The organism is Streptomyces sp. NPDC104761, from assembly GCF_055583445.1.
Window position 1 is genome coordinate 72,651 of record NZ_JBVJNZ010000013.1, and the last position, 20,762, is coordinate 93,412.

The window sequence follows — 20,762 nt, forward strand, 5'->3', positions numbered from 1 at the left end:
GAGGCGGGCAGTTTCGGGAACCGCTGCGCGCCCCCCCCCCCCCCCCCCCCCCCCCCCCCCCCCCCCCCCCCCCCCCCCCCCCCCCCAGGCCCATGGTGGCGAGCCCGGCGAGCAGGACACGGCGCAGCGGGCGCCGCCGTCTGTGGTCCGCAGGGGGTATACCGGAGGTTTCACTCATGGGGGTGCCTCTCGGGTACGGAGGGGAGTGCGCGGGTGTGCCTCCGAGAGCGCGGGGAGGTGCCGAGACCGGTTGAGAGCGCTCTCAAAGTGGGCCCAATGTGCTCTCCGTGCCTGCCGTCGTCAAGAGTTAAAACAAAGAATCTCCTTGTTTCTCACGGGGGTTCACGCTGTGAAGCCGGCCGCTCGCTAAACCGCGCTGCCCGCCTTCCAGTCCGCCCAGGACAGGTTCCAGCCGTTCAGGCCGTTGGAGGCCTCGACGGTCTTCTCGCCGGAGTTCTTGACGATCACGACGTCGCCGAGCATCGAGCTCTCGTAGAACTTGTAGCCCGCCACCGAGGAGTCGCTCGCGCCCTTGGCGTCGTGCAGGCCGACACAGCCGTGGCTGGTGTTCTCGTGGCCGAAGACCGCGGTGGACGCCCAGTAGTTGCCGTGCACGAAGGTCCCGGACGTGGTCAGGCGCTGCGCGTGCGGGACGTCGGCGATGTCGTACTCGTCGCCGAGGCCGACCGTGGAGGACTCCATCCGGGTCTGCTTGAACCGCTCGCTGATCACCATGATCCCGGACCAGGTGGTGTGGTCGGAGTCGCCGCCGCTGACCGGGTAGGTGGCGTACGTGGCGCCGTCCCGCTTCACGACCATCTCCTTGGTGGACAGGTCGACGGTGCTGATCTGCGCGCGGCCGATGTGGAAGGTGACGTCCTTGGACTGCACGCCGTAGACACCGTCCGCGCCCTCCACGTCCTTCAGGTCCAGGCTCAGCGTGACCCTGGTGCCGGACGCCCAGTAGGTCTCCGGGCGGAAGTCGAGCCGGGTGTCGCTGAACCAGTGCCCGACGACCTCGACCTCCGGCTCGGCGGTCACGGTGATCGCCTTCTGCACGGCCGCACGGTCCGCGACCGCGTGCGTGAAGTTGATCGACACCGGCATGCCGACGCCGGACGTGGAGCCGGCCTCCGGCGTGAAGTAGCCGATGAACGTCTCGCCGGGGGACTTGGTGGTGAAGGTGGCCACCGTCTCGTCGTCCGCACCCTGCGCCTTCGCCGTCACCGTGTACTTCGTGCCGGAGTACGGGTTCTTCGCCGACGTCCATGTGGTCTTCGCGTCGTTGAAGGTCCCCGACAGCGTCGACCCGTCGTTGCCCACGACGGTCACGGACGCCAGCGTGCCGTCGGCGACCGTGACCTCGACCGGGGTGGTGAAATCGGCCTTCTTCGTGCCGGAGACGGGCGTGACCGTGATCGTCGCCTTCTTGGCCGCGGACTTCACGGAGGCCGTGGCACCCTTGCCGTCGGTGGCGGCCGAGGCGTCCGCGGAGGAACTGCATCCGGCCAGCGCCGCCCCCGCGGGCACCGCGCCGAGAGCGGCGAGGATCCCGCGCCGGGACCACGTCCCCGGCTGTCGTCCGGACCCGTTCGATATGTGCTGGACGCCCACGACACGCCTTCCTGACTTGCCCACCTGTGTCAGGGCATCCTGCGTCGTCTGTATGGGTGGTTCCTTTGAATCACGGGCGTGCACGCTGAGATTCCGATGAGGAGCGGTGACGTCACGCGGCGCACTGACGGCCGAACCGCCGCGGCCCGGGGGCGAGTCGGCCGGAACCCGGGTTGTCCCGCCCTCCGATCGTGAACAGAGTATGAACGCCCGACCGGCGGCCTGAGATTCCGGTGAGATCACCTGCCCGGCCTGGCTTCCCCACCTACCCCATCGGAATAGTGAAGAAGCAGCAAGCCGACCCCGCCGGAGGTATTCCGTGACCGACGTCCGCAAGCGGCACACCGTGGCCATCGTGGGAGCAGGTGCGGCGGGCACCCTCACCGCCGTCCAGCTCTGCGAGACGGCGCACCGCCGCCGGACTCCGCTCGACCTCGTCCTGATCGACCCGGCCCCGGAGGCGGGCCGCGGCACCGCCTACGCCACCCGCGACCCCCGGCACCGGCTCAACGTGCCCGCAGGCAACATGAGCGCCTACCCCGACGACCCCGGGCACTTCGTCCGCTGGCTCTGCCGGCACGGCGAACCGGCCGTCACCGGCGCCGACTTCGCCACCCGCTACCGCTACGGCGCCTACCTGGCCGACACCCTCGGCCAGGCCGTCGTCCGCGCCCACGGCACGGTCGCCGTACGCCGGCTGCGCACCCTCGCGGAGAGCTGTACCGGCACCCCCGACGGCCGGGTGGAACTCCACCTCGCCGACGGGGGACCCCTGGCGGTGGACAGCGCGGTCCTGGCCACCGGCCCCGCCGGTGCGGGCGCCGGCTGGGCCCCGCCCGCCCTGCGCACCTCGCCCCGCTTCGTCGGCACCCCGTGGGCGCCGGAGGTCCTGGGCCCCGTACGGGACAGCCTCGACGACGTCCTCCTGGTGGGCACCGGCCTGACCGCCGTCGACCTCGCCCTCACCCTCGACCGCCCCGGCCGCACCGTGCACGCCCTCTCCCGCAGCGGGCTGCTGCCCCAGCCGCACGCCCTCGGCCCGGCCGGCACCATGACCGCCCCCGACGGCCTCGACGACACCTCGCTCGGCCGGCTCCGGCGCGCCGTCTACCGCCATCTGAGCCGCTCGGTGCGCACCCACGGCGACTGGCGCCCCGGCCTGGACAGCCTCCGCCCGCACACCGCCCGGCTGTGGCGCAGCCTCACCCCGGAGGAGCGCGAGGAGTTCCTGGCCCGCGAGGGCGCCCTGTGGAACACCCACCGCCACCGCATGGCCCCCGCCACCGCCGAACACGTCTCCCGCGCCCGCACCGCGCGGCGCCTGCACGTCCACACCGGCACGGTGCTGCGCGCCACGGACATTGAAGACGGCTCCCTCGCGGTCGAGTTGTCCAACGGACAGGTGCTGCACGTCGGTTGGGTGCTCGACTGCACCGGCCCGGGGCGCCGCCCCGACACCCCGCTGTGGCAGGCCCTGTTCGCCGCCGGGCTGGCCGTCCCCGGCCCGCTGGGCATGGGCGTGGCCACCCACGACGGACAGCTCGCCGACGCCCGAGGCCGCCTCACCGGGCCCCTGTTCACCCTCGGTGCCCCGCGCCGGGGCGAGTTGTGGGAGACCACGGCGATCCCCGAGATCCGCGTCCAGGCGGCCGAGCTGGCCCAGCGGCTGCTGCCCCTCCCGGCGCGCCGGCGGGGTTCGCGGCGGCCGGCCGACGGGCAGGGGCTCCCGCTGTCCACGCACGCCGAGGCGGCCGCCGCCTACCGCAGCGGCCTGGGCCGGGTCCTCAAGGTGCGCTCGGGCGCCGAGGACGCCTTCGCCCGCGCGGTCGCCCTCGACCCCGGCTTCGCGCTCGGCCACGCGGCCCTCGCCCTGCTCGGCCACGAGTGCGCCGCCGCCGTCGACGTGCCGCGCGCCCTCGCCGACGCCCAGCGCAGCGCCCGTGAACGCGCGGACGAACGCGAGCGGTCGTTCGTGGACGTGATCACCCGCCGGGTGACCGGTGACGACGGCGACGAGGCGCTCGTACGGCATCTGCGCGCGCACCCGGGCGACGCGCTGGCGCTCGCGGCGGCCGTGCCGACCATCGCGTTCTCCGGGGTCAGCGACCTGCAGGACGACGACGCCCTCCGGCTGCTCGACCTGACCTCACCCGCGTACGACGGGCACTGGTTCCACACCTCGCTGCTGGCCTTCCTGCGCCAGGAGCAGGGGCGGCTGCACGAGGCGGGCGAGCTGGCCCACCGCGCGCTGGCCGCCGAGCCGGCCTCCGGGCACGCGGTGCACGCCCTGGCGCACGTCCACTACGAGTCCGGGGCGCACGAGGCGGGCCGGGACTGGCTCGACGGCTGGGTGTCCGGCCGCGGCCGCGGGGCGGTGCACCGGGCCCACTTCTCCTGGCACGTCGCCCTGCACGAACTCGCCCTCGACGACCCGCACGCCGTCCGCAGACGCTGGTTCGCCCAGCTCGCGCCGGGCCGGGTGGTGAGCGGGGTGCGGGCCCTCGTCGACTCCGGCTCGCTGCTGTGGCGGGCCCGGGTGAGCGACAGCTGGCAGGGCGACTTCCCGGTGGCGGGGGTCCTGGAGGCGGTGCAGCGCGACGTGCTGGAGCGGCCGCAGACCGCGTTCACCGCCCTGCACGCGGCCGTCGCCCTCACCGCCGCAGGGGACCTGGCCGCGCTGCACCGGCTGCGCGATCACGCCGCCGGCGCCGACGAGGTGCAGCGCGAGGTGGTCGCCCCGCTGTGCGAGGCGTTCGCGGCGCTCGTCGAGGAACGCTTCCGGGAGGCGGCCAGGGGGCTCGACGCGCTGCTGCCGGTGCTGCGCCGGGTCGGCGGCAGCGCGGCCCAGCGGGAGGTGGTGGAGGAGACCCTGCTGTACGCCCTGGTGTCGGACGGGCGCTGCGAGGCGGCGCGACGGCTCCTGGACGCCCGCCTCGACCGCACCCACGCCCCGCGCGACCGGCGGCTGCGGGCGGGACTGGCCTCATAGCCACCCGCGCCCGCCGTGACGGCCGCGGGCCGTCGCCACCGACCAGCGGCACGCGGCACCGCCCGCCACGGCGGCGACGAGGTGACGTACACGCGAGCGCGCCGGTCAGCCGACCAGGGCCGGCCCCTCGCCGCGCACCCGCGCCGGCACCGCCCACCACTGGTCAGGACGGTCCACGACCGTGGCGTCCGGGCCGGTGTCCAGGTAGCGGGCGAGGCGCAGCAGGTAGGCCGCGATACCGGCCGCACCCTGCATCCACGACGTGCCCGGCGGCAGCAGCGGGGACTCGATGCGGTACTCCACGAAGCGCCAGCGGGCGCCCGCCGCGTCCCTGACCGCCCGCTCCACGAGCGCGTCGCCCATCCGCACCGCGCCGTTCGTCAGCGTGTCCGCCCAAGGCGTCCCCGCGCAGTCCTGCGCCGCGTCGAGAAGGACGTCCCCGACGCCGGCCGTCCCGCAGCAGCGGCCGTCGTTGTCCCAGAACCCGGGGCGCAGCCGCTCCGGGAGCCCCGAGGCGAGGATCGAGGTCAGGCAGCGCTGCCGCAGCTCCCCGACGGCATGCCCCGCCACCTCGGGGACGCCCGCGTGGGCGAGTGCCGTGAACAGGTGCGAGGTGCCCGCCGGGCCGTGGCACCAGGTGTACGTCACCGGTTCCACCTCCCGCCTCGACGGCGGGATCGTGTGCGGGACGACGAAACCGCCGTCCGCGAGCGAGCCCACGGACAGCACGTGGCGGGCCGCGTCCACGGCGGCCGCGACGAAGTCCTCGCGGTGCACCGCCGCGCCCGCCACCGCCAGGGCGGCGCCCACTCCGGCGGCGCCGTGCGAGTAGTTCGGGGACCGTGACTCGCTGCCCGGCGAGATCCCCCAGTCCAGGCCCGCCGCCGTGCGGTCCGCCATCCGCAGCAGGGCCTCGCCGCCGGTCGTCGCGATCCGCTCCGCGTACGCGCCGCCCGTCCAGACCGCCGTCATGACCACGCCCGCGACGCCCATGATGACGTCGGTCAGGGGCGCGTCGGAGTCCGGCACGTACGCGGTCGTGGTCCGCCAGCCCTCAGGGGTCGCCAGCTCGGCCAGCCGCCGCAGCACGGTCGCCTCGCTGCCCGGCGCGAGGAGCCGCAGCGCCGTGGCGTGGCCCGCCAGGCCGAGGTAGAGCGAGGGCTCGGTCACGACGGGTGCCTGCGCCGACAGGCGCTTCACGATCCCGGCGGCCAGGGCCTGTTCCGGCCCGCTCAGCGGCCGGTACCGCGCGATCTCCGCCAGCACCGGGGCGAGTCCGGCGATCCCGCAGTACAGCGAGTCCCGGTCCTCGTCGGGCGCCGGGTCCCCGGTGTCCTCCTCCCGCACCGTCTCCGGCAGCCAGGGGCCCTCGTCCTCCCGCACCTGCCCAAGCACCCACGTCCAGGCGGCCTCGCCCAGTTCCCGGTACACCTCGCTCGTCGTCACCGGGTCACGCTACACGGCCGGGCCCGTCGTCCGGTCCGGTTGCCAGCCCAGCGCCCGGGAGATCCCGCGGGCCGCCAGCCGCACCGCCGGGACCAGCACCGGCACTTGGGCATCGGCCTCGGGCACCACCACCGAGACGGCCGCGACCACCTGTCCCGTCGCCCCGCGCACCGCAGCCGCCACCGACAGCGCGTCGTCGGTGACCTGCCGGCTGCTCACCGCGGCACCCGTGCGCCGGACCTCGGCCAGCGAGCGGCGCAACAGGTCCGGATCCGTGACGGTGTACGGCGTGAAGGACGTCAACGGGCCCGCGCAGTAGTCCCGCTGGAAGCCGGGCGCCTCGTGCGCGAGCAGGGCGAGCCCCACCCCGGTCGCGTGCAGCGGCCAGCGGGCACCCACCCGGATGTGCACACCCACCGCCGAACGCCCCGACAGCCACTCGATGTAGACGACGTCCGACCCGTCCCGCACCGCAAGCTGCACGTTTTCGTGCGTCGCCTCGTACAGGTCCTCCAGGTAGGGCAGCGCGACCTGCCGCAGCGCGAGGCCGCGCGGCGCCAGCGCGGCCAGTTCCCACAGCCGCAGCCCCACGTGGTAGCGGCCGTCCGCGTCCCGTTCCAGCGCACCCCACGCGGTGAGCGCGCCGACCAGGCGGTGCGCGGTGGTGAGGGTGAGCCCGGCCCGGCGGCTGATGTCCGTCAGGCTGAGCGCCGGATGCCCGTGGTCGAAGGCGGCCAGCACCGCGAGCAGCCGGTCGGGAGCGGAGCGGGCGGCCGCGGTCACGGCCGGTCGGCGACGCGCAGCAGCAGGGCGTGGAGCGACGCCCGCTCGGCGGGGTCCAGCGGACTCAGCAGCTCGTTCGTCACCCGCTGGCCGGCCTCGTCGGTGTCCCGCAGGAACGCCCGGCCGGCATCGGTGAGCACCACGATCCGGCTGCGCCGGTCGTCGGGGGAGGGGCGCCGCTCGGCGAAGCCCAGCCTCTCCAGGTCGTCGACCAGGCCGACGATCGCGCTCGGGTCGTAGCCGAGCCGGGCGCTCAGCTCCCGCTGGAGCGAGCCCTCCGAACCGGCGAGGAACCGCAGCACCGCGTAGTGGCGCAGCCTGAGCCCCGACTCCTGCAGGAACGTGTTGAACAACTGCCCGGAACGCAGCCCCAGGCGGTACAGCAGGTAGCCCGTGTCCGCGTGCAGCCCCCGCATCCACGGCTCGTCCGCGTCGATCGAGGTCGGGTTCTCGGTGTGCTGACGGGTGATGGCGCTCTCCCTGGTCCGGGCCCCGGCGGCGGGGCGGTCTGTCGCTCGGATTCCAGCATGGGGCACCCATGGGTTGGCAACAACTATTGACGACAACAATTATTGCTCTTAGCTTCGATCTCGAAAGCCGCAGGTGGCCCCAGGGGCCACCGTCGTCGTCTGCGAAGGGACCGACCGTGCCCCCCATCGATCTCACCGGCAAGGCCGCCGTCGTCACCGGCAGCGGCCGGGGCCTCGGCCTCGCCTATGCCCACGCCCTGGCCGCCCACGGCGCCTCGGTGGTCGTCAACGACGTGGACGAGACCGTCGCCGAGCAGGCCGTGAAGTCCATCGCGGAGGCCGGCGGCACCGCCGTCGCCGAGGTGGTCCCGGTCGGCACCGCGGAGGCCGCGGACCGCCTCGTGAACCGGGCGGTCCAGGAGTTCGGCCGCCTCGACGTCCTGGTCACCAACGCGGGCATCCTGCGCGACAAGGTGCTGTGGAAGATGACCGACGACGACTTCGACGCGGTCCTCACCACCCACCTCAAGGGCACCTTCACCTGCGCCCGCGCCGCCGCCGTCCGGATGCGCGAACAGGGCGAGGGCGGCACCCTCATCCTGGTCGGCTCCCCGGCCGGCCAGCGCGGCAACTTCGGCCAGACCAACTACTCCGCCGCCAAGGCCGGCATCGCCGCCATGGCCCGCACCTGGTCGATGGAGCTGGGCCGGGCCGGCATCACCGTCAACGCGATCGTCCCGGTGGCCGCCACCGCGATGACCGAGACCATCCCCGCCTTCGCGCCGTACATCGAGGCCATGCGCAACGGCGAGCCGCTCCCGGGCTTCCTGCGCAAGGGCGAGGGCTTCGGCACCCCCGAGGACTGCGCGGCCCTCGTCCCCTTCCTGGCCTCCGAGGCCGCCCGCTCGATCACCGGCCAGGCCATCGGCATCGGCGGCGACAAGGTGGCACTCTGGTCGCATCCGCAGGAGATCAGGGCGGCCTACGCCGACGGCGGCTGGACCCCGGAAACCCTGGCCGACGCCTTCCCCACCTCGGTCGGCGCCGAACTCCAGACGGTCGGCATCCCGGCGCCCAAGCTCCCGGAGGCGTGATGGACCTGGAATCCCTCACCGCGATCGACGTCCACACGCACGCCGAGGTCTCCTCCCGGGGGCACTCCTCCCTCGACGACGACCTGCACGACGCGTCCGCCGCCTACTTCAAGACCGAGGGGAAGCGGAAGCCGACGATCGAGGAGACCGCCGCCTACTACCGGGAACGGAACATGGCCGCCGTGATCTTCACGGTGGACGCCGAGTCCGCCACCGGCACCGCGCCGGTACCGAACGAGGAGGTGGCGGAGGCCGCCGCGGCCAACGCCGACGTGCTGATCCCGTTCGCCTCCGTCGATCCCTTCCGGGGGAAGGCCGGCGTCAGGCAGGCCCGCCGCCTGGTCGAGGAGTACGGGGTCAGGGGCTTCAAGTTCCACCCCAGCATCCAGGGCTTCTTCCCGAACGACCGCGCGGTGGCCTACGGGCTCTACGAGGTGATCGAGGAGACCGGCACCATCGCCCTCTTCCACACCGGCCAGACCGGCATCGGCGCCGGCCTCCCGGGCGGCGGCGGGATCCGGCTGAAGTACAGCAACCCGCTGCACGTGGACGACGTGGCGGCCGACTTCCCGCACCTGAAGATCATCCTGGCGCATCCGTCCTTCCCCTGGCAGGACGAGGCCCTCGCCGTCGCCACCCACAAGCCGGGCGTGCACATCGACCTGTCCGGCTGGTCGCCGAAGTACTTCCCGCCGCAGCTCGTCCAGTACGCCAACACGCTGCTCAGGGACAAGGTGCTGTTCGGCTCCGACTTCCCCGTCCTCACCCCCGACCGGTGGCTCGCCGACTTCGCGAAGCTGCCGATCAAGGACGAGGTCCGGCCGAAGATCCTCAAGGAGAACGCCGCCCGTCTGCTCGGGCTGACCAAGCCGTAAGGGGCCGCAGATGCGCAACGAGGGACTGGGATCCTGGCCCGCCCGCCGCTCCCGCAAGACCCCGCACCGTACGGCACTGGTGCACGACGGCCGGGCGGCCGACTACCGCACCCTGCACGACCGCACCACCCGCCTCGCCCACGCCCTGCGCGCCCGGGGTGTCCGCCGCGGCGACCGCATCGCCTACCTCGGCCCCAACCACCCGGCCTACCTGGAGACCCTGTTCGCGGCCGGCGTGCTCGGCGCGGTCTTCGTCCCGCTCAACACCCGCCTCGCCGGCCCCGAGATCGCCTACCAGCTCTCCGACTCAGGTGCCAAGGCCCTCCTCTACGGCTCCTCGCACGCCGGACTCGTCGCGGGCCTGCCCGGCACCACCGACGTCCGGACGTACCTCGAGGTCGGCCCGGAGTACGAGGAACTGCTGGCAGCCGCGGCCGACGACCCGATCGACGAGCCCGTCGTTCCCGACGACACCTGCATCATCATGTACACCTCGGGGACGACCGGCCGCCCCAAGGGCGCGATGCTCACCCACGGGAACCTGACCTGGAACGCGCTCAACGTGCTGGTCGACACCGATCTGATCGCCGACGAACGAGCCCTGGTCTGCGCCCCGTTGTTCCACACGGCGGGTCTCAACATGCTCACCCTGCCGGTCCTCCTGAAGGGCGGCGCCTGCTTCCTGGTGGAGTCCTTCGACCCGGCCACGACCCTGGACCTGATCGAACAGCACCGGATCACCTTCATGTTCGGGGTCCCGACCATGTTCGACCAGGTGGCCCGGCACCCGCGCTGGCCGGACGCCGACCTCTCCTCCCTGCGCATCCTCACCTGCGGCGGCTCCCCGGTGCCCACCCCGCTGATCGCCGCCTACCAGGAGAGAGGCCTGACCTTCCTCCAGGGCTACGGCATGACGGAGGCCTCGCCCGGCACCCTCTTCCTCGACGCCGAGCACGCCATCGGCAAGGCCGGTTCGGCGGGCGTGCCGCACTTCTTCAGCGACGTACGGGTGGTACGGCCCGACCTGACCCCGGTCGACGTCGGCGAGCCCGGCGAGGTCGTGGTCCGTGGACCCCATGTCATGCCCGGCTACTGGGGGTTGCCGGAGGAGACCGCGGCCTCCTTCGCCGACGGCTGGTTCCGCAGCGGGGACGCGGCCCGCGTCGACGAGGACGGCTACGTCTACATCGTCGACCGTCTGAAGGACATGATCATCTCGGGTGGGGAGAACATCTACCCCGCCGAGATCGAGGACCTGCTCCTCGCCCACCCCGACATCGTGGAGTGCGCGGTCATCGGCGTGCCGGACGACAAGTGGGGCGAGGTGCCGCGCGCGGTGGTCGTGCCCCGCGAGGGCACCGTCCTCGACCCCGACGAGGTGCTCGCCTCGCTGTCCGGGCGGCTCGCCAAGTACAAGCTCCCCAAATCGGTGGTGCTCGCGGACGAACTCCCGCGCACCGCCTCCGGCAAGCTCCTCAAGTCCCGGGTGCGCAAGCGCTACGGCACCGACTCATGAGTAAGGAAAGCGACATGGGCGTCACCGTCAACGGCCTCGACGAACTGAAGAAGCTCGCGGGCAGCGACCTCGGCACCAGCGACTGGATCGAGGTCACCCAGCACCGCATCGACACCTTCGCCGACGCCACCGGCGACCACCAGTGGATCCACGTCGACCCCGAGCGGGCGGCAGCGGGCCCCTTCGGTGCCCCGATCGCCCACGGCTACCTCACCCTGTCCCTCTTCATCCCGATGTTCACCGAGCTCCTCGACGTCCAGGGCGTCACCACGAAGGTCAACTACGGCCTGAACAAGGTGCGTTTCCCGTCCCCGGTGAAGGCCGGATCCCGGATCCGGCTGGCCGGACGGCTGGCGGAGGTCGAGGAGGTGCCGGGCGGGGTGCAGATCGTCGTCGACGGGACGATCGAGATCGAGGGCGGGGCCAAGCCCGCCGCGGTGCTGCAGAGTCTGTCGCGTTTTTACGCGTAGGAGCTTGCCGTGGTGGGGAACCGCGCGCCGGTGGGGCCGGTCGCGCGGTTCCCTCGGCCCTAACGAGGGGCTCAGCTGCGCTCAGTTCACCACATCCACGAAGATCGGGTTCGAGTAGAACCACGTGTCCGCCCACGGGTCGCCGTTGCCCGGCTCGTGCGGGACCGGGCCGTGCGGGTCGATCGCCGCGCCCAGGTAGCCCGTTCCGTTGCGCTCGCCGTCGCTGCCGCGCAGCCGCACGTAGAACGACTCGTCGCCCGCGGTGAGCGGGATGCGCAGGGTGTAGGTGCCCTTGCGGCCGCTCACGTCCTTGCTCTGGACGACCTTCGTGTCGGGCGCCTGCCAGGCGTCACGGTCGGCGACCGGGCCGCGCACCGCGCCCCGGATCACGTCGACGTGCGCCAGCTGGGGCAGGATGCCGTGCGGGTTCACCCGGGACGCGCTCGTCACCGTCACGTTCAGGGTGATCCGCTCGCCCCTGCGGACGCGCAGCCGGCCACCCAGCGTGACACCGGCGCCGTGGTCGCAGTCCCGCTTCAGTCGGACGTCGAGGCCGTCCAGCAGGTGCCCGTGGTCCAGCCAGACCCGGCCCGCCCGCAGGCCCGCCATCACCGCACGGTAGCCGTACCGGGTGACGCCGACGTGAGTACGGCTGAACTCACCGGGCCAGAAGTCGCTGCCAGGCTGCGGGGTGTCGGTGTTCACCGGGTCGGGCAGCTTGCCGGTGTTGTCGAAGTTCTGTCCCGCCGGCCAGTCGCCGTTCTTCCAGGTGTCGAAGACGGTGCGGTGGTTGTCGGAGTTGGTGGTGATGGTGAACAGGCGGCCCTCGGACAGCATCGCGTCCCAGAGGCCGCCGACCGTCGCCGTCGCCCAGTCGAAACCGCCGTAGGTGAGGTACGCGTCCGCCGGGTAGCCCGCCCAGGACTGGGCGGAGGGCTTGTTCTCGTACTCGCCGCGGACCGAGGTGGCACCGCGCCAGCCAGGGATCGCGGCACCCTGGGCGCCGGGGGCACCCTCCATGCCGATCATGATCTCGGGAGCCGCGTCCCGCCAGTTGCGCATCTCGTGCGGAGAGTCGATGCCGAGCCGCAGCGGATGGTTGGCGAGGACGAGGACGTCGTCGACGTAGCCGGTGCGGCGCTGCTCGGCCAGCCACTGGATCGCCTTGACCGCGTGGGCCTCGTTGCGGGCGGTGTCGGCCGCGCCCGCCGAACCCTCGGTGTAGCCCAGGAGCTTGCCGTCGTAGGCCAGCTCGAACTGCGTGAGCAGGTCGGTCTCGTGCGGGCCGGGCGCGGCGAACACCGTGCAGTGCTCGGCGGCCGGGATGTACCACTCCAGGCCCTGGAAGATCAGCTGGCGCGGGTTGGCGGCACGGGCCTTGAGGATCTCGGCGTGCTCCAGCTTCGCGCCGTAGGAGGCGTGCCCGAAGTTGGAGTGCTCGTTGAACACCATCCAGTCCAGGCCGTACTTCGCGGCGGCCCGGGCCTGCTGGGTGAACGTGTACTTGGCGTCGTGGCTGTACACGGAGTGCACGTGGTGGTCGCCCACCAGGTAGGCGAGGCGCGGGTCCTCGCCGCCCGGACCGCGGCCGGACGCGGCGAACGCGGGGGCCGCCGCCGACCCGAGCGCGAACGCGGCGCCGAACAGGCCCGCGCGGCGCAGGAGCCCACGTCTCGACATCCCCTGGGCGTCGAGCTCGGCGGGAGGGAAGGAGGGATCGGCCCAGGCGGGCAGCTGCTGCTCGGTCATGATGATGATCCTCGTGACGGGATTTAGCGGGTCATGAAGGAGGAGACGGGCAGTGCGCGGGAGACGATCCGGACGTCGCCGAGGCGGCCGTGCAGGATCTGGTCGATCCTGTCCGCGTACTCGTACCCGCCGAGCAGCCAGGGCTTGCCCGACGAGGCGATGCCGACCGCGGCGGCGTGCGGGTTGCGGGCCACCGGGCAGCCCTGCACGTACATCGTGGTGTGCTTGCCGTCGTTGACGACGGCGAGGTGCCACCAGATCTCCGGGTCGGTCTCGTCACCCCAGTTGGTGGCGAGCTGCTGCTGGTTCAGCGGGTGGACGGCCCACTGCGGCCCCGGCCCGTCGGTGATGGAGAGCGTGGCGAGCGGCTCGTCCGGGTCGTCGGTGACGGTGCCCACCGAGCCGTTGCGGCCGGTGCGGCTGACCAGTCCGGACCAGGCGTTGTGCGAGGCGTTCCAGTCGGCGGGCAGCCGGTAGAACGCCTCGATGGTGTAACCCTCCTTGAAGGTGGCCGAGTTGAGCGGTGCGCCGTCGACGGTCCGCAGGTAGGCGCCCTTCAGCGGCGACTTGTAGCCGGTGAACTCCAGGCTGCCGTGGCCCGGCTGGTCCGGGTGGTGGTCCGCCGACCAGCCGAGGGCGCCGCCGCCCACCGAGACCACGGTGAGGTCGTTGCCGTTGCCGGACAGGTCGCGGACCGTGCCGGAGACCGCCGAGTCGAACCGCCAGTAGGCGGCGGTGCCCCGGACCAGCATCTGCGAGGCGGGCCGTGCCGGGCGGACCGGCACCGGGTCGAAGCCTTCGAAGCGGGCCGCGAAGTCGATGTCGACGGAGAACCGGTCCGCGTCTCCGCTCAGCTCCATCTCCTGCCGCTCCAGCTCGTTCAGGCCCTTCTTGGCCCGGCCGAGGATCCACGGCGAGACCGTCTCCACGTCGATGACGTCGCGGTCCAGGTCGAAGTGGTAGAGGCGGATCATCGCCGCGCCGCCGAAGTACCGGTTCTGGTAGTTCGTCAGGTGCAGGTGCACGTCGTTGCCGGCCGCGTTCTTGCGGGTCGCGCGGCCCGCCGGCCAGTAGTGGCCGTTGAGGGTGAGGAAGATCTGGTCGTGCTCGTCGATCAGCTGGTCCCACAGCTGCTGCCCGTACGACGACAACTCGTCGTCGTCCACGACCAGTTCGTGGGTGGTGAGGATGACCGGCGCCTTCGGGTGCGCGGCGATGACGTCCTTCGCCCAGGCGTACCCCTTCGCCGACAGCCGCCAGTCCAGCGCCAGCACGAGCCACTCGCGCCCGGCCGCCCGGAACAGGTGGTAGGTGTTGTAGCCGTCCGCGGAGGCCCCGCCGAACGTCGGCTTGTCCGCGAACCGCCGCGGGCCGAACGCGTCCAGGTAGGGGGACGCGCCCCGCTGGTCGTCCGTGGACGACCTGATGTCGTGGTTGCCGGCCAGCACGCTGTAGCCGACCCCGCGCCGGTCGAGGATCCCGAACGCCTTGCTGATCGCGGCGAACTCCTCGACGGCCCCGTTCTGGGTAAGGTCGCCCAGGTGGGACAGGAAGACGATGTTGTCCTCCTCGGCCTGCTCCAGCAGATAGCGCAGCGACGCCTCGATCGGCGCCGGGTTGATGCTCGGCCCGTCGAAGAGGTACTGGGTGTCGGGCATCACCGCGAGGGTGAAGCGCCGGCTCTCCGGGTCGGGCAGCCGGCCGGAGCCGGAGGACGCCTCGGCGACGGTGGGCAGCGCGACCCCGGCGGTGGCGGCGGCGCCGAGCAGGGCGGTGGCCCTGAGGAAGTTGCGTCGTCCGGCTCCGGCCTGCGCGGCCTCGCCCTGAGGGTGGTCATGCGAAGTACACACGTGTGCTCCGTGGGTAAGCAGAAGTGACGGCGAAGGGCGTGGGGGGAGCTCGGAAGGCGGATCTCGGCAGACGGTTCTCAGAGCACGCGCAGTGTCCAGCTCCAGCGGTGGACGCCCGGTGCGACGAGGTAGGAGGGGAAGGTGTCGGGACCGCACGACGCCGTCCCGAGACCCCGGTGCGCGGCGTCGATGTGGACCACGCAGCCGGCCCGCGGCACGAGTTCGTCGTGGTGCGCAACGGCGGTGAGGTCCTCGGCGCGGTAGCGGCTGACGGATACCTGGCGGGGCTCGTCCAGCTCGACCGCGAGTCCGGTGGCGTCCGGCGCCGACAGGGTGAACCGCCGTACGCCGTGCCGGCCGCCGCTCTCCTGGGGCCGCAGATACGGGGTGAACAACTCGTCCACCGGGAGGGAGTGGTGGCCGACCGGGGCACCGGCGGCGCGGTCGGGGTACGACTCCCAGGGACCCTGACCGAACCACTCCAGCAGGTCGAGCCCGGCCACCGTCTCGAAGACCGAGCCGACCCGGGCCACGTCCGTGAACGCCTCGGGCAGCTCGGCCGACTCGTCGACCCGGACCCCGCCCGCGACCGGCGTGAACTCCTGCCGGTGCCGTACGACACCGACCGTGCCGGCGTACTCCGCGAGCACGGCCACCCGGGGGCCGTCACGGCGTACCGAGACCACCTTGCGCACCAGCCGGTCCAGGCCCCAGGCGCGCCAGCGCGGCGCCATGCCGCCCAGTTCGTCGTTGTCGGTGGGCGCCCGCCACAGCGACAGCGCCGGGGCGGCGGTCAGCAGCGGGTGCACCAGCAGCCCCTCGCCGTCCACCTCGACGGGAGGTCCCGCCGGTACCGGCGGCCCGAGCGGGTCCGCCGCCCGGAGCCGGATCTGCGGCGCGCAGACCTCCGTACCGGCCGGTGCCCACGGCTGGTCCTCGGCGACCGTCACCCGCAGCGTCAGCCACGCCTCACCGCCGTCCGCCGGCACCTCGAACGGCAGCGGTACGGCCGCCGTCTCGCCGGGGCACAGCCCGGGCAGCTCGGCCGGGCCGGTCAGGGTACGGCCGTCGGCCAGCGCCAGCTCCCAGGTACCGGCCAGCCACTCGAAGCCCCGGAAGTGCTGGTGGTTGGCGAGCACGATGCCCTCGTGCCGGAAACACCGGATGCGCACCGGCGCCGCGATCTCCCGGTGCTCGTACATGGCGGGCTTGGGGGTGCGGTCGGGGAAGACGATCCCGTCCGCGACGAACGCCCCGTCGTGCAGGGCCTCGCCGAAGTCGCCGCCGTACGCCCAGCGGTGGCCGGGCGCGGCGACACCGTTGTCGTACAGTCCGGCGCCCGCGCGCCCGACCGGTCTTCCGTCGCTCACCCGCTGGAGAATTCCGTGGTCCCAGAACTCCCAGATGAACCCGCCCTGAAGACCCGGAGTGGACTCGATGGCGGCCCAGTGGTCGGCCAGCGTGCCGTTGCTGTTGCCCATGGCGTGCGAGTACTCGCACTGGATCAGGGGCTTGGTCTGCTCCCCGGACAGCGCATGGGCGACGCAGTCCTCCAGCGGCGCGTACATCGGGCAGGCGATGTCGGAGGCCACGTCCGGGTCGGCCCAGCCGCGTTTGGCCGCCCCCTCGTACTGGACCGGCCGGGTCGGGTCGTGCCGGCGCACCCAGCCGGCCGCCGCGTCGTGGTTGGCGCCGTAGTCGGACTCGTTGCCCAGCGACCAGACGATGATCGACGGGTGGTTCTTGTCGCGCAGCACCATCCGGGAGACGCGGTCCACGAAGGCGTTGAGGTAGCGCGGGTCGTCGGCGATCTCGTGGGCGTGGTCGTGGGACTCGATGTCCGCCTCGTCGACGACGTAGAAGCCGAGTTCGTCGGCGAGGTCGTACAGGGCCGGGTCGTTCGGGTAGTGGGAGGTGCGGATCGCGTTGAACCCGAACCGCTTCAGCACCACCAGGTCGGCGCGCATGTCGTCGTAGGACACCGTCCGCCCGGTGAGGGGGTGGAAGTCGTGCCGGTTGACGCCCCGGACGAACACCCGCTCGCCGTTGACGAGCAGGTCCCGGCCGACGATCTCGACGTCCCGGAAGCCGACGCGGTGGTACGACGTGTCGGCGACCGTGCCGTCCGCGCGGTGCAGCCGCACGGTCAGCCCGTACAGCTCGGGCTGCTCCGCGTTCCAGGTGCGCACGTCGGCCACGCTGGCGTGGATGCGGGCCTCGCCGAGGAAGTCGGAGACCCGGTCGTCCTCGGTGTTGATCCGGTCGAACTCGGCGTCCTGCGCGAGCGGTTCGCCGTCGAGGTCCCCGGTGACGTACCAGCCGCCGGGCAGCGCCCGGTCGCCCGCGGCGTTGCGCACCTGGCAGTCCACGCGCAGCTCGCCGTCCCGTCGCGCCCGCACGGTCACGTCCGCCAGATGGAAGAGGTCGGTCGTGTGGAGCAGTACCGGACGGGTGATCCCGCCGTGCCACCAGTGGTCCTGGTCCTCGATGTGCGAGGCGTCCGACCACTTCACGACGGTGAGCCTGAGGACCGACCGCGCGCCGGGGCGGACGGCCCCGGTCAGGTCGAACTCGGCGGCCAGGTGCGAGTCCTTGGAGACGCCCACCGGGAGTCCGTCGACGTGCACGAGCAGCACGCTCTCGGCGGCGCCGACCTGGAGCACGATCCGGCGCCCGGTCCACTCGGCGGGCACGTCCAGCTCACGCTCGTAGACGCCCGTCGGGTTGGCGGCGGGGGAGTCGGGCGGGAACTCGCGGAACGGCATGGTGACGTTCGTGTACTGCGGCAGGTCGTCGGTGCCCTGCACGGTCCAGGCGCCGGGGACGTGGGCCGTGGACCAGGAGCCGCCGACCGGCGCGTCCGGAGCCGGCAGCAACTGGAAGCGCCAGTCGCCGTCCAGGGGGAGCGCTCCGGTGCGCCGGTCGGCGGCGTTCATGGGGAGCCGTCCCCAGGAGGTCACCTCGGGTGCCTCCCAGGGGCGGAGGGCGATCAGGGGATCGGCGGGCCGGGCCCCGGGGATCGACGGACCGTTCATCGGCGGGTGGCTCACTTCTCTGGTGACGTGGGTGGTGTGGCGGGTCTGGGCAGGACGTGTCCTTCCCAGCCCCAGGCGGGGTCGACGGGGATGCCGAGCCGGTCCAGGACGGTGGGGGCGATGTCGATGAGGCGGGGGGCGTCGAGCAGGGTGCCGCCGGGCGCCCCGGGGTCGGCGAGGATCACGAAGACCTCCCGTTCGGCACGCGTGTCGCCGCCGTGGCCGCCGGTGTCGAGGTGCCCGTGGTCGGTGGTGACGAGCACGGTCCACCGCTCGCCGGAGCGCCGGGCGTCGATCGCCGCGAGCAGCCGTCCGAGGTGGGTGTCCTGGGCGAGCAGGGCGTGGTCGTAGGCGGGGGAGAGCGGGCCGGTGGCGTGGCCGGCCTCGTCGGTGGCGCCGAAGTACACGAACACCAGGTGCGGATCGTGGTCGGTGAGCCAGCGGACCGCGGTGCGGGTGACCAGGTCGTCCGCGGTCGCGTAGCCGTCGCTCTCGCCGTCGAAACGGACCCGGCGGCCGACGGCGGGGCCGAGGGTGCCGCGGTGGACCAGTTCCGGCCAGGACACCGCGGCGGCGGTGCGCAGGCCGGGGCGGGCGGCGGCCGCGCGGCTGAGGAAGTCGGGGTGGTGGGTGTAGTCGGCGCCGGCGAAGTCGTTGCCGGTGACCCCGTGCCGGTCGGGCCACACCCCGGTCAGCACGCTCGACCAGCCGGGGCCGGAGTCGGTGTAGGCCATGCTGGTCGTAGGCCCGTCCGCGGCCTGGCCGTCCGCCTCGCCGTACGGCAGCAGGCTGGTGCCGTGGGCGCCCGCCGCCATGAGGCCGTGCAGGACGGGCGCGCGGGCGTCGGGCCGGGTCAGCCGGTCGTGGCGCAGCCCGTCCATGCCCACCACGAGCACCCTGCCGGCCCGTCCGATGTCGCTCACCGGGTCCCTCCTCTGTCTCGCGCGTGCCGCGGGGGCCGGGGCGGCCCGCGCGGGTCAGGTGCCCTGCACCGCGCCCTCGGTGGCGCCCGCGATGAAGCCGCGGGCGAAGACGGCGAAGACCAGCACGAGCGGCAGGGAGGCCATCAGCACCCCGGCCATGACCATGCTGTAGTCCGTGGTGTGGCCGACGTTGAGCTGGGCGAGCTCCACCTGGAGCGTCACGTGGTCGGGGTTGGTGAGCACGATGAGCGGCCAGACGTAGTCGTTCCAGGCGCCGACGAAGGCGTAGATGGCGAGGAAGGACAGCGCGGGCCTGATCATCGGCAGCGCGATGTTCCAGTACTGGCGGAAGAACCCGGCACCGTCGATGCGCGCGGCGTCGAGGAGTTCGTCGGGCACGCCGTTCTCGATGTACTGGCGCAGCCAGAAGATGCCGAAGGCGTTGGCCAGGGCGGGCGGGATCAGCGCCTTGAGCATGCCGACCCAGCCGATGTTCGACATGAGGATGAACTGCGGCAGGACCGCCAGCTGCAGCGGCAGCATCATGAAGAGCAGCAGCGTGCCGAAGAGCACCTTGCGGCCGGGGAAGTCGAACTTGGCGAAGGTGAAGGCCGCCAGCGAGTCGATGAACAGCACCAGGACGGTGGTGACGGTCGCGACGACGATCGTGTTGAGCATCGACCCGAAGAAATCGATGGTGTTCAGCACGTGCCGGATGTTCTCCAGCAGGTGCGAGCCGAAGGTGAACTTCGGCGGGCTCTTGTAGATGTCCTGGGTGGTGTTGGTCGCCATGACGATCGTCCACAGGAACGGGAAGACCGAGATCAGGACGGCCGCCATGAGGACGATGTGCGCGGTCAGGCCCTTGGGGCGGCGCAGCCGCCGCGCGCGCGGGGCCGGCCGCGTCGGGCCGGCGGTCGGGTCGGCGGCGGTCACGGCTTCCTCCCGCGTTGGGTGATGCGCCAGTTGACGGCGACGAGGACGATGATCAGCAGGAAGAAGGCCCACACGATGGCCGCGCCGTAGCCGTAGTCGTTGTTGAGGAAGGCCGACTGGTAGAAGTACAGCAGCGTGGTCAGACCGGCCTGTCCCGGGCCGCCGAGGTTCGCGTTGGCGGCGTTGCTGGCGAACAGGACCTGGGGTTCGCTGAAGCTCTGCAGGCCGTTGATGGTCGAGATGATGACGGTGAACAGGATGATCGGCCGCATGATCGGGATGGTGATCTGGAAGAACGTGCGGACCGGGCCGGCGCCGTCGACCTTCGCCGCCTCGTAGATCGAGGCCGGGATCGCCTGGAGTCCGGCCAGGTAGATGATCATGTTGTAGCCGGTCCACATCCAGGTCATCAGCAGCGAGATGACCACCTTGATCAGCCAGGGGTTGCTCAGCCACGGGATCGGCGAGATGCCGACCGTGCCCAGGATCGCGTTGACCAGGCCGAAGTTGTTGCTGAACACCGCGCCGAAGAAGATCGCCACCGCGACGATCGAGGTGACGTTCGGCAGGTAGAGCGCGATCCGGTAGAAGCCCTTGAAGCGGCGCACCGAGTGCAGCAGCGTCGCCAGCACCAGGGCGCCCAGCAGGGTGGGCACGGTCGACAGCACCCAGATCACCAGGGTGTTGCGGATCGACAGCCAGAAGACCGGGTCCGACCACAGGAACCGGAACTGCTGCAGGCCCACGAACTGCATGTCGCCGAGGCCGTCCCAGCGCTGGAAGGCCAGGTACAGCGAGTAGAAGACCGGGAAGAAGGAGAACGCGGCGAAGATCAGATAGAAGGGCGAGATCGCCAGGTACTGCCGCCAGTACGACAGCGGCCCGCGCCGCCTGGGCCGGACGGTGGTGGGCGGGGGGGGGGGGGGGGGGGGGGGGGGCCAGGCCGGGCCCGGACCGCCGCGTTGCTAGGTGCACTTCGATGGCCAGGTTCCCGGGCGGGGGGGAGCACATA

The 20,762-nt window shown here is 72.5% G+C and carries 15 protein-coding genes; 5 read left to right on the plus strand and 10 right to left on the minus strand.

The features are described 5' to 3' along the window. Positions 1-366: 366 nt before the first annotated feature. Positions 367-1,614 (minus strand): L,D-transpeptidase, encoded by a 1,248-nt coding sequence (locus ACZ63F_RS30845; protein ID WP_469715860.1) that lies wholly within the window; start codon positions 1,612-1,614, stop codon positions 367-369. 319 nt (positions 1,615-1,933) lie between these two features. Between ACZ63F_RS30845 and ACZ63F_RS30850 the strand changes: the two genes are divergently transcribed. Beyond that, on the plus strand, positions 1,934-4,603 hold the full coding sequence (locus ACZ63F_RS30850; RefSeq protein WP_469715862.1) for an FAD/NAD(P)-binding protein: 2,670 nt from the start codon (positions 1,934-1,936) through the stop codon (positions 4,601-4,603). 105 nt (positions 4,604-4,708) lie between these two features. On the opposite strand, the gene ACZ63F_RS30855 is transcribed toward ACZ63F_RS30850, so the two are convergent. Genes ACZ63F_RS30855 through ACZ63F_RS30865 form a run of 3 tightly spaced genes read right to left on the minus strand, consistent with a single transcriptional unit; the run spans position 4,709 to position 7,248 of the window. Continuing rightward, positions 4,709-6,049: a lanthionine synthetase LanC family protein gene (locus ACZ63F_RS30855; protein WP_469715864.1), complete on the minus strand. Its 1,341-nt coding sequence runs from the start codon at positions 6,047-6,049 to the stop codon at positions 4,709-4,711. A 9-nt stretch (positions 6,050-6,058) separates the two neighbouring features. Continuing rightward, on the minus strand, positions 6,059-6,832 hold the full coding sequence (locus tag ACZ63F_RS30860) for an IclR family transcriptional regulator (protein WP_469715867.1): 774 nt from the start codon (positions 6,830-6,832) through the stop codon (positions 6,059-6,061). Next, positions 6,829-7,248: a MarR family winged helix-turn-helix transcriptional regulator gene (locus ACZ63F_RS30865; RefSeq protein WP_352362428.1), complete on the minus strand. Its 420-nt coding sequence runs from the start codon at positions 7,246-7,248 to the stop codon at positions 6,829-6,831. The genes ACZ63F_RS30860 and ACZ63F_RS30865 overlap by 4 nt, the downstream gene beginning before the upstream one ends. 230 nt (positions 7,249-7,478) lie before the next feature. Between ACZ63F_RS30865 and ACZ63F_RS30870 the strand changes: the two genes are divergently transcribed. From ACZ63F_RS30870 to ACZ63F_RS30885, 4 genes are read left to right on the plus strand one after another with little or no spacing between them, the layout of a single operon-like run. Then, positions 7,479-8,396: an SDR family NAD(P)-dependent oxidoreductase gene (locus tag ACZ63F_RS30870; protein WP_469715869.1), complete on the plus strand. Its 918-nt coding sequence runs from the start codon at positions 7,479-7,481 to the stop codon at positions 8,394-8,396. Next, positions 8,396-9,271, plus strand: coding sequence for an amidohydrolase family protein (locus ACZ63F_RS30875; RefSeq protein ID WP_469715872.1), 876 nt, complete (start codon positions 8,396-8,398; stop codon positions 9,269-9,271). The genes ACZ63F_RS30870 and ACZ63F_RS30875 overlap by 1 nt, the downstream gene beginning before the upstream one ends. Positions 9,272-9,281: 10 nt before the next feature. After that, the gene (locus tag ACZ63F_RS30880; protein ID WP_469715875.1) at positions 9,282-10,787 is read left to right on the plus strand and encodes an acyl-CoA synthetase; all 1,506 of its coding nucleotides are present in this window, start codon (positions 9,282-9,284) and stop codon (positions 10,785-10,787) included. Between the two features lie 14 nt (positions 10,788-10,801). Continuing rightward, positions 10,802-11,257, plus strand: a complete 456-nt coding sequence (locus tag ACZ63F_RS30885) for a MaoC family dehydratase (protein ID WP_469716242.1) — start codon at positions 10,802-10,804, stop codon at positions 11,255-11,257. A gap of 81 nt (positions 11,258-11,338) precedes the next feature. Here ACZ63F_RS30885 and ACZ63F_RS30890 read toward each other — a convergent pair whose 3' ends face one another. The 6 genes from ACZ63F_RS30890 to ACZ63F_RS30915 form a co-directional block, all read right to left on the minus strand. Continuing rightward, complete coding sequence (locus tag ACZ63F_RS30890) at positions 11,339-13,006, minus strand: CehA/McbA family metallohydrolase domain-containing protein (RefSeq protein ID WP_469715878.1); 1,668 nt, start codon at positions 13,004-13,006, stop codon at positions 11,339-11,341. 23 nt (positions 13,007-13,029) lie between these two features. Continuing rightward, positions 13,030-14,856, minus strand: a complete 1,827-nt coding sequence (locus tag ACZ63F_RS30895) for a LamG-like jellyroll fold domain-containing protein (protein ID WP_469715880.1) — start codon at positions 14,854-14,856, stop codon at positions 13,030-13,032. A gap of 77 nt (positions 14,857-14,933) precedes the next feature. Then, positions 14,934-17,891 carry a glycoside hydrolase family 2 TIM barrel-domain containing protein gene (locus ACZ63F_RS30900; protein ID WP_469715882.1) on the minus strand — a complete coding sequence of 986 codons (2,958 nt, stop codon included), beginning with the start codon at positions 17,889-17,891 and terminating at the stop codon, positions 14,934-14,936. Between the two features lie 11 nt (positions 17,892-17,902). After that, positions 17,903-18,772: an alkaline phosphatase family protein gene (locus ACZ63F_RS30905; RefSeq protein WP_469716244.1), complete on the minus strand. Its 870-nt coding sequence runs from the start codon at positions 18,770-18,772 to the stop codon at positions 17,903-17,905. Between the two features lie 96 nt (positions 18,773-18,868). Further along, positions 18,869-19,780, minus strand: coding sequence for a carbohydrate ABC transporter permease (locus tag ACZ63F_RS30910; RefSeq protein ID WP_469716247.1), 912 nt, complete (start codon positions 19,778-19,780; stop codon positions 18,869-18,871). After that, a complete protein-coding gene (locus ACZ63F_RS30915; RefSeq protein WP_352367563.1) occupies positions 19,747-20,628 on the minus strand; it encodes a carbohydrate ABC transporter permease in 882 nt (293 codons plus the stop codon). Before ACZ63F_RS30915 ends, ACZ63F_RS30910 begins: the two co-directional genes overlap by 34 nt. Positions 20,629-20,762: the final 134 nt, after the last annotated feature.

What these genes read in the sequence shown, in the direction of transcription:
- ACZ63F_RS30865 (WP_352362428.1), bottom strand. Translation starts at nt 7,248, where the DNA reads ATGCGGGGGCTGCACGCGGACACGGGCTACCTGCTGTACCGCCTGGGG.
- ACZ63F_RS30875 (WP_469715872.1), top strand. Translation starts at nt 8,396, where the DNA reads ATGGACCTGGAATCCCTCACCGCGATCGACGTCCACACGCACGCCGAG.
- ACZ63F_RS30880 (WP_469715875.1), top strand. Translation starts at nt 9,282, where the DNA reads ATGCGCAACGAGGGACTGGGATCCTGGCCCGCCCGCCGCTCCCGCAAG.
- ACZ63F_RS30885 (WP_469716242.1), top strand. Translation starts at nt 10,802, where the DNA reads ATGGGCGTCACCGTCAACGGCCTCGACGAACTGAAGAAGCTCGCGGGC.
- ACZ63F_RS30890 (WP_469715878.1), bottom strand. Translation starts at nt 13,006, where the DNA reads ATGACCGAGCAGCAGCTGCCCGCCTGGGCCGATCCCTCCTTCCCTCCC.
- ACZ63F_RS30900 (WP_469715882.1), bottom strand. Translation starts at nt 17,891, where the DNA reads ATGAACGGTCCGTCGATCCCCGGGGCCCGGCCCGCCGATCCCCTGATC.
- ACZ63F_RS30905 (WP_469716244.1), bottom strand. Translation starts at nt 18,772, where the DNA reads ATGGACGGGCTGCGCCACGACCGGCTGACCCGGCCCGACGCCCGCGCG.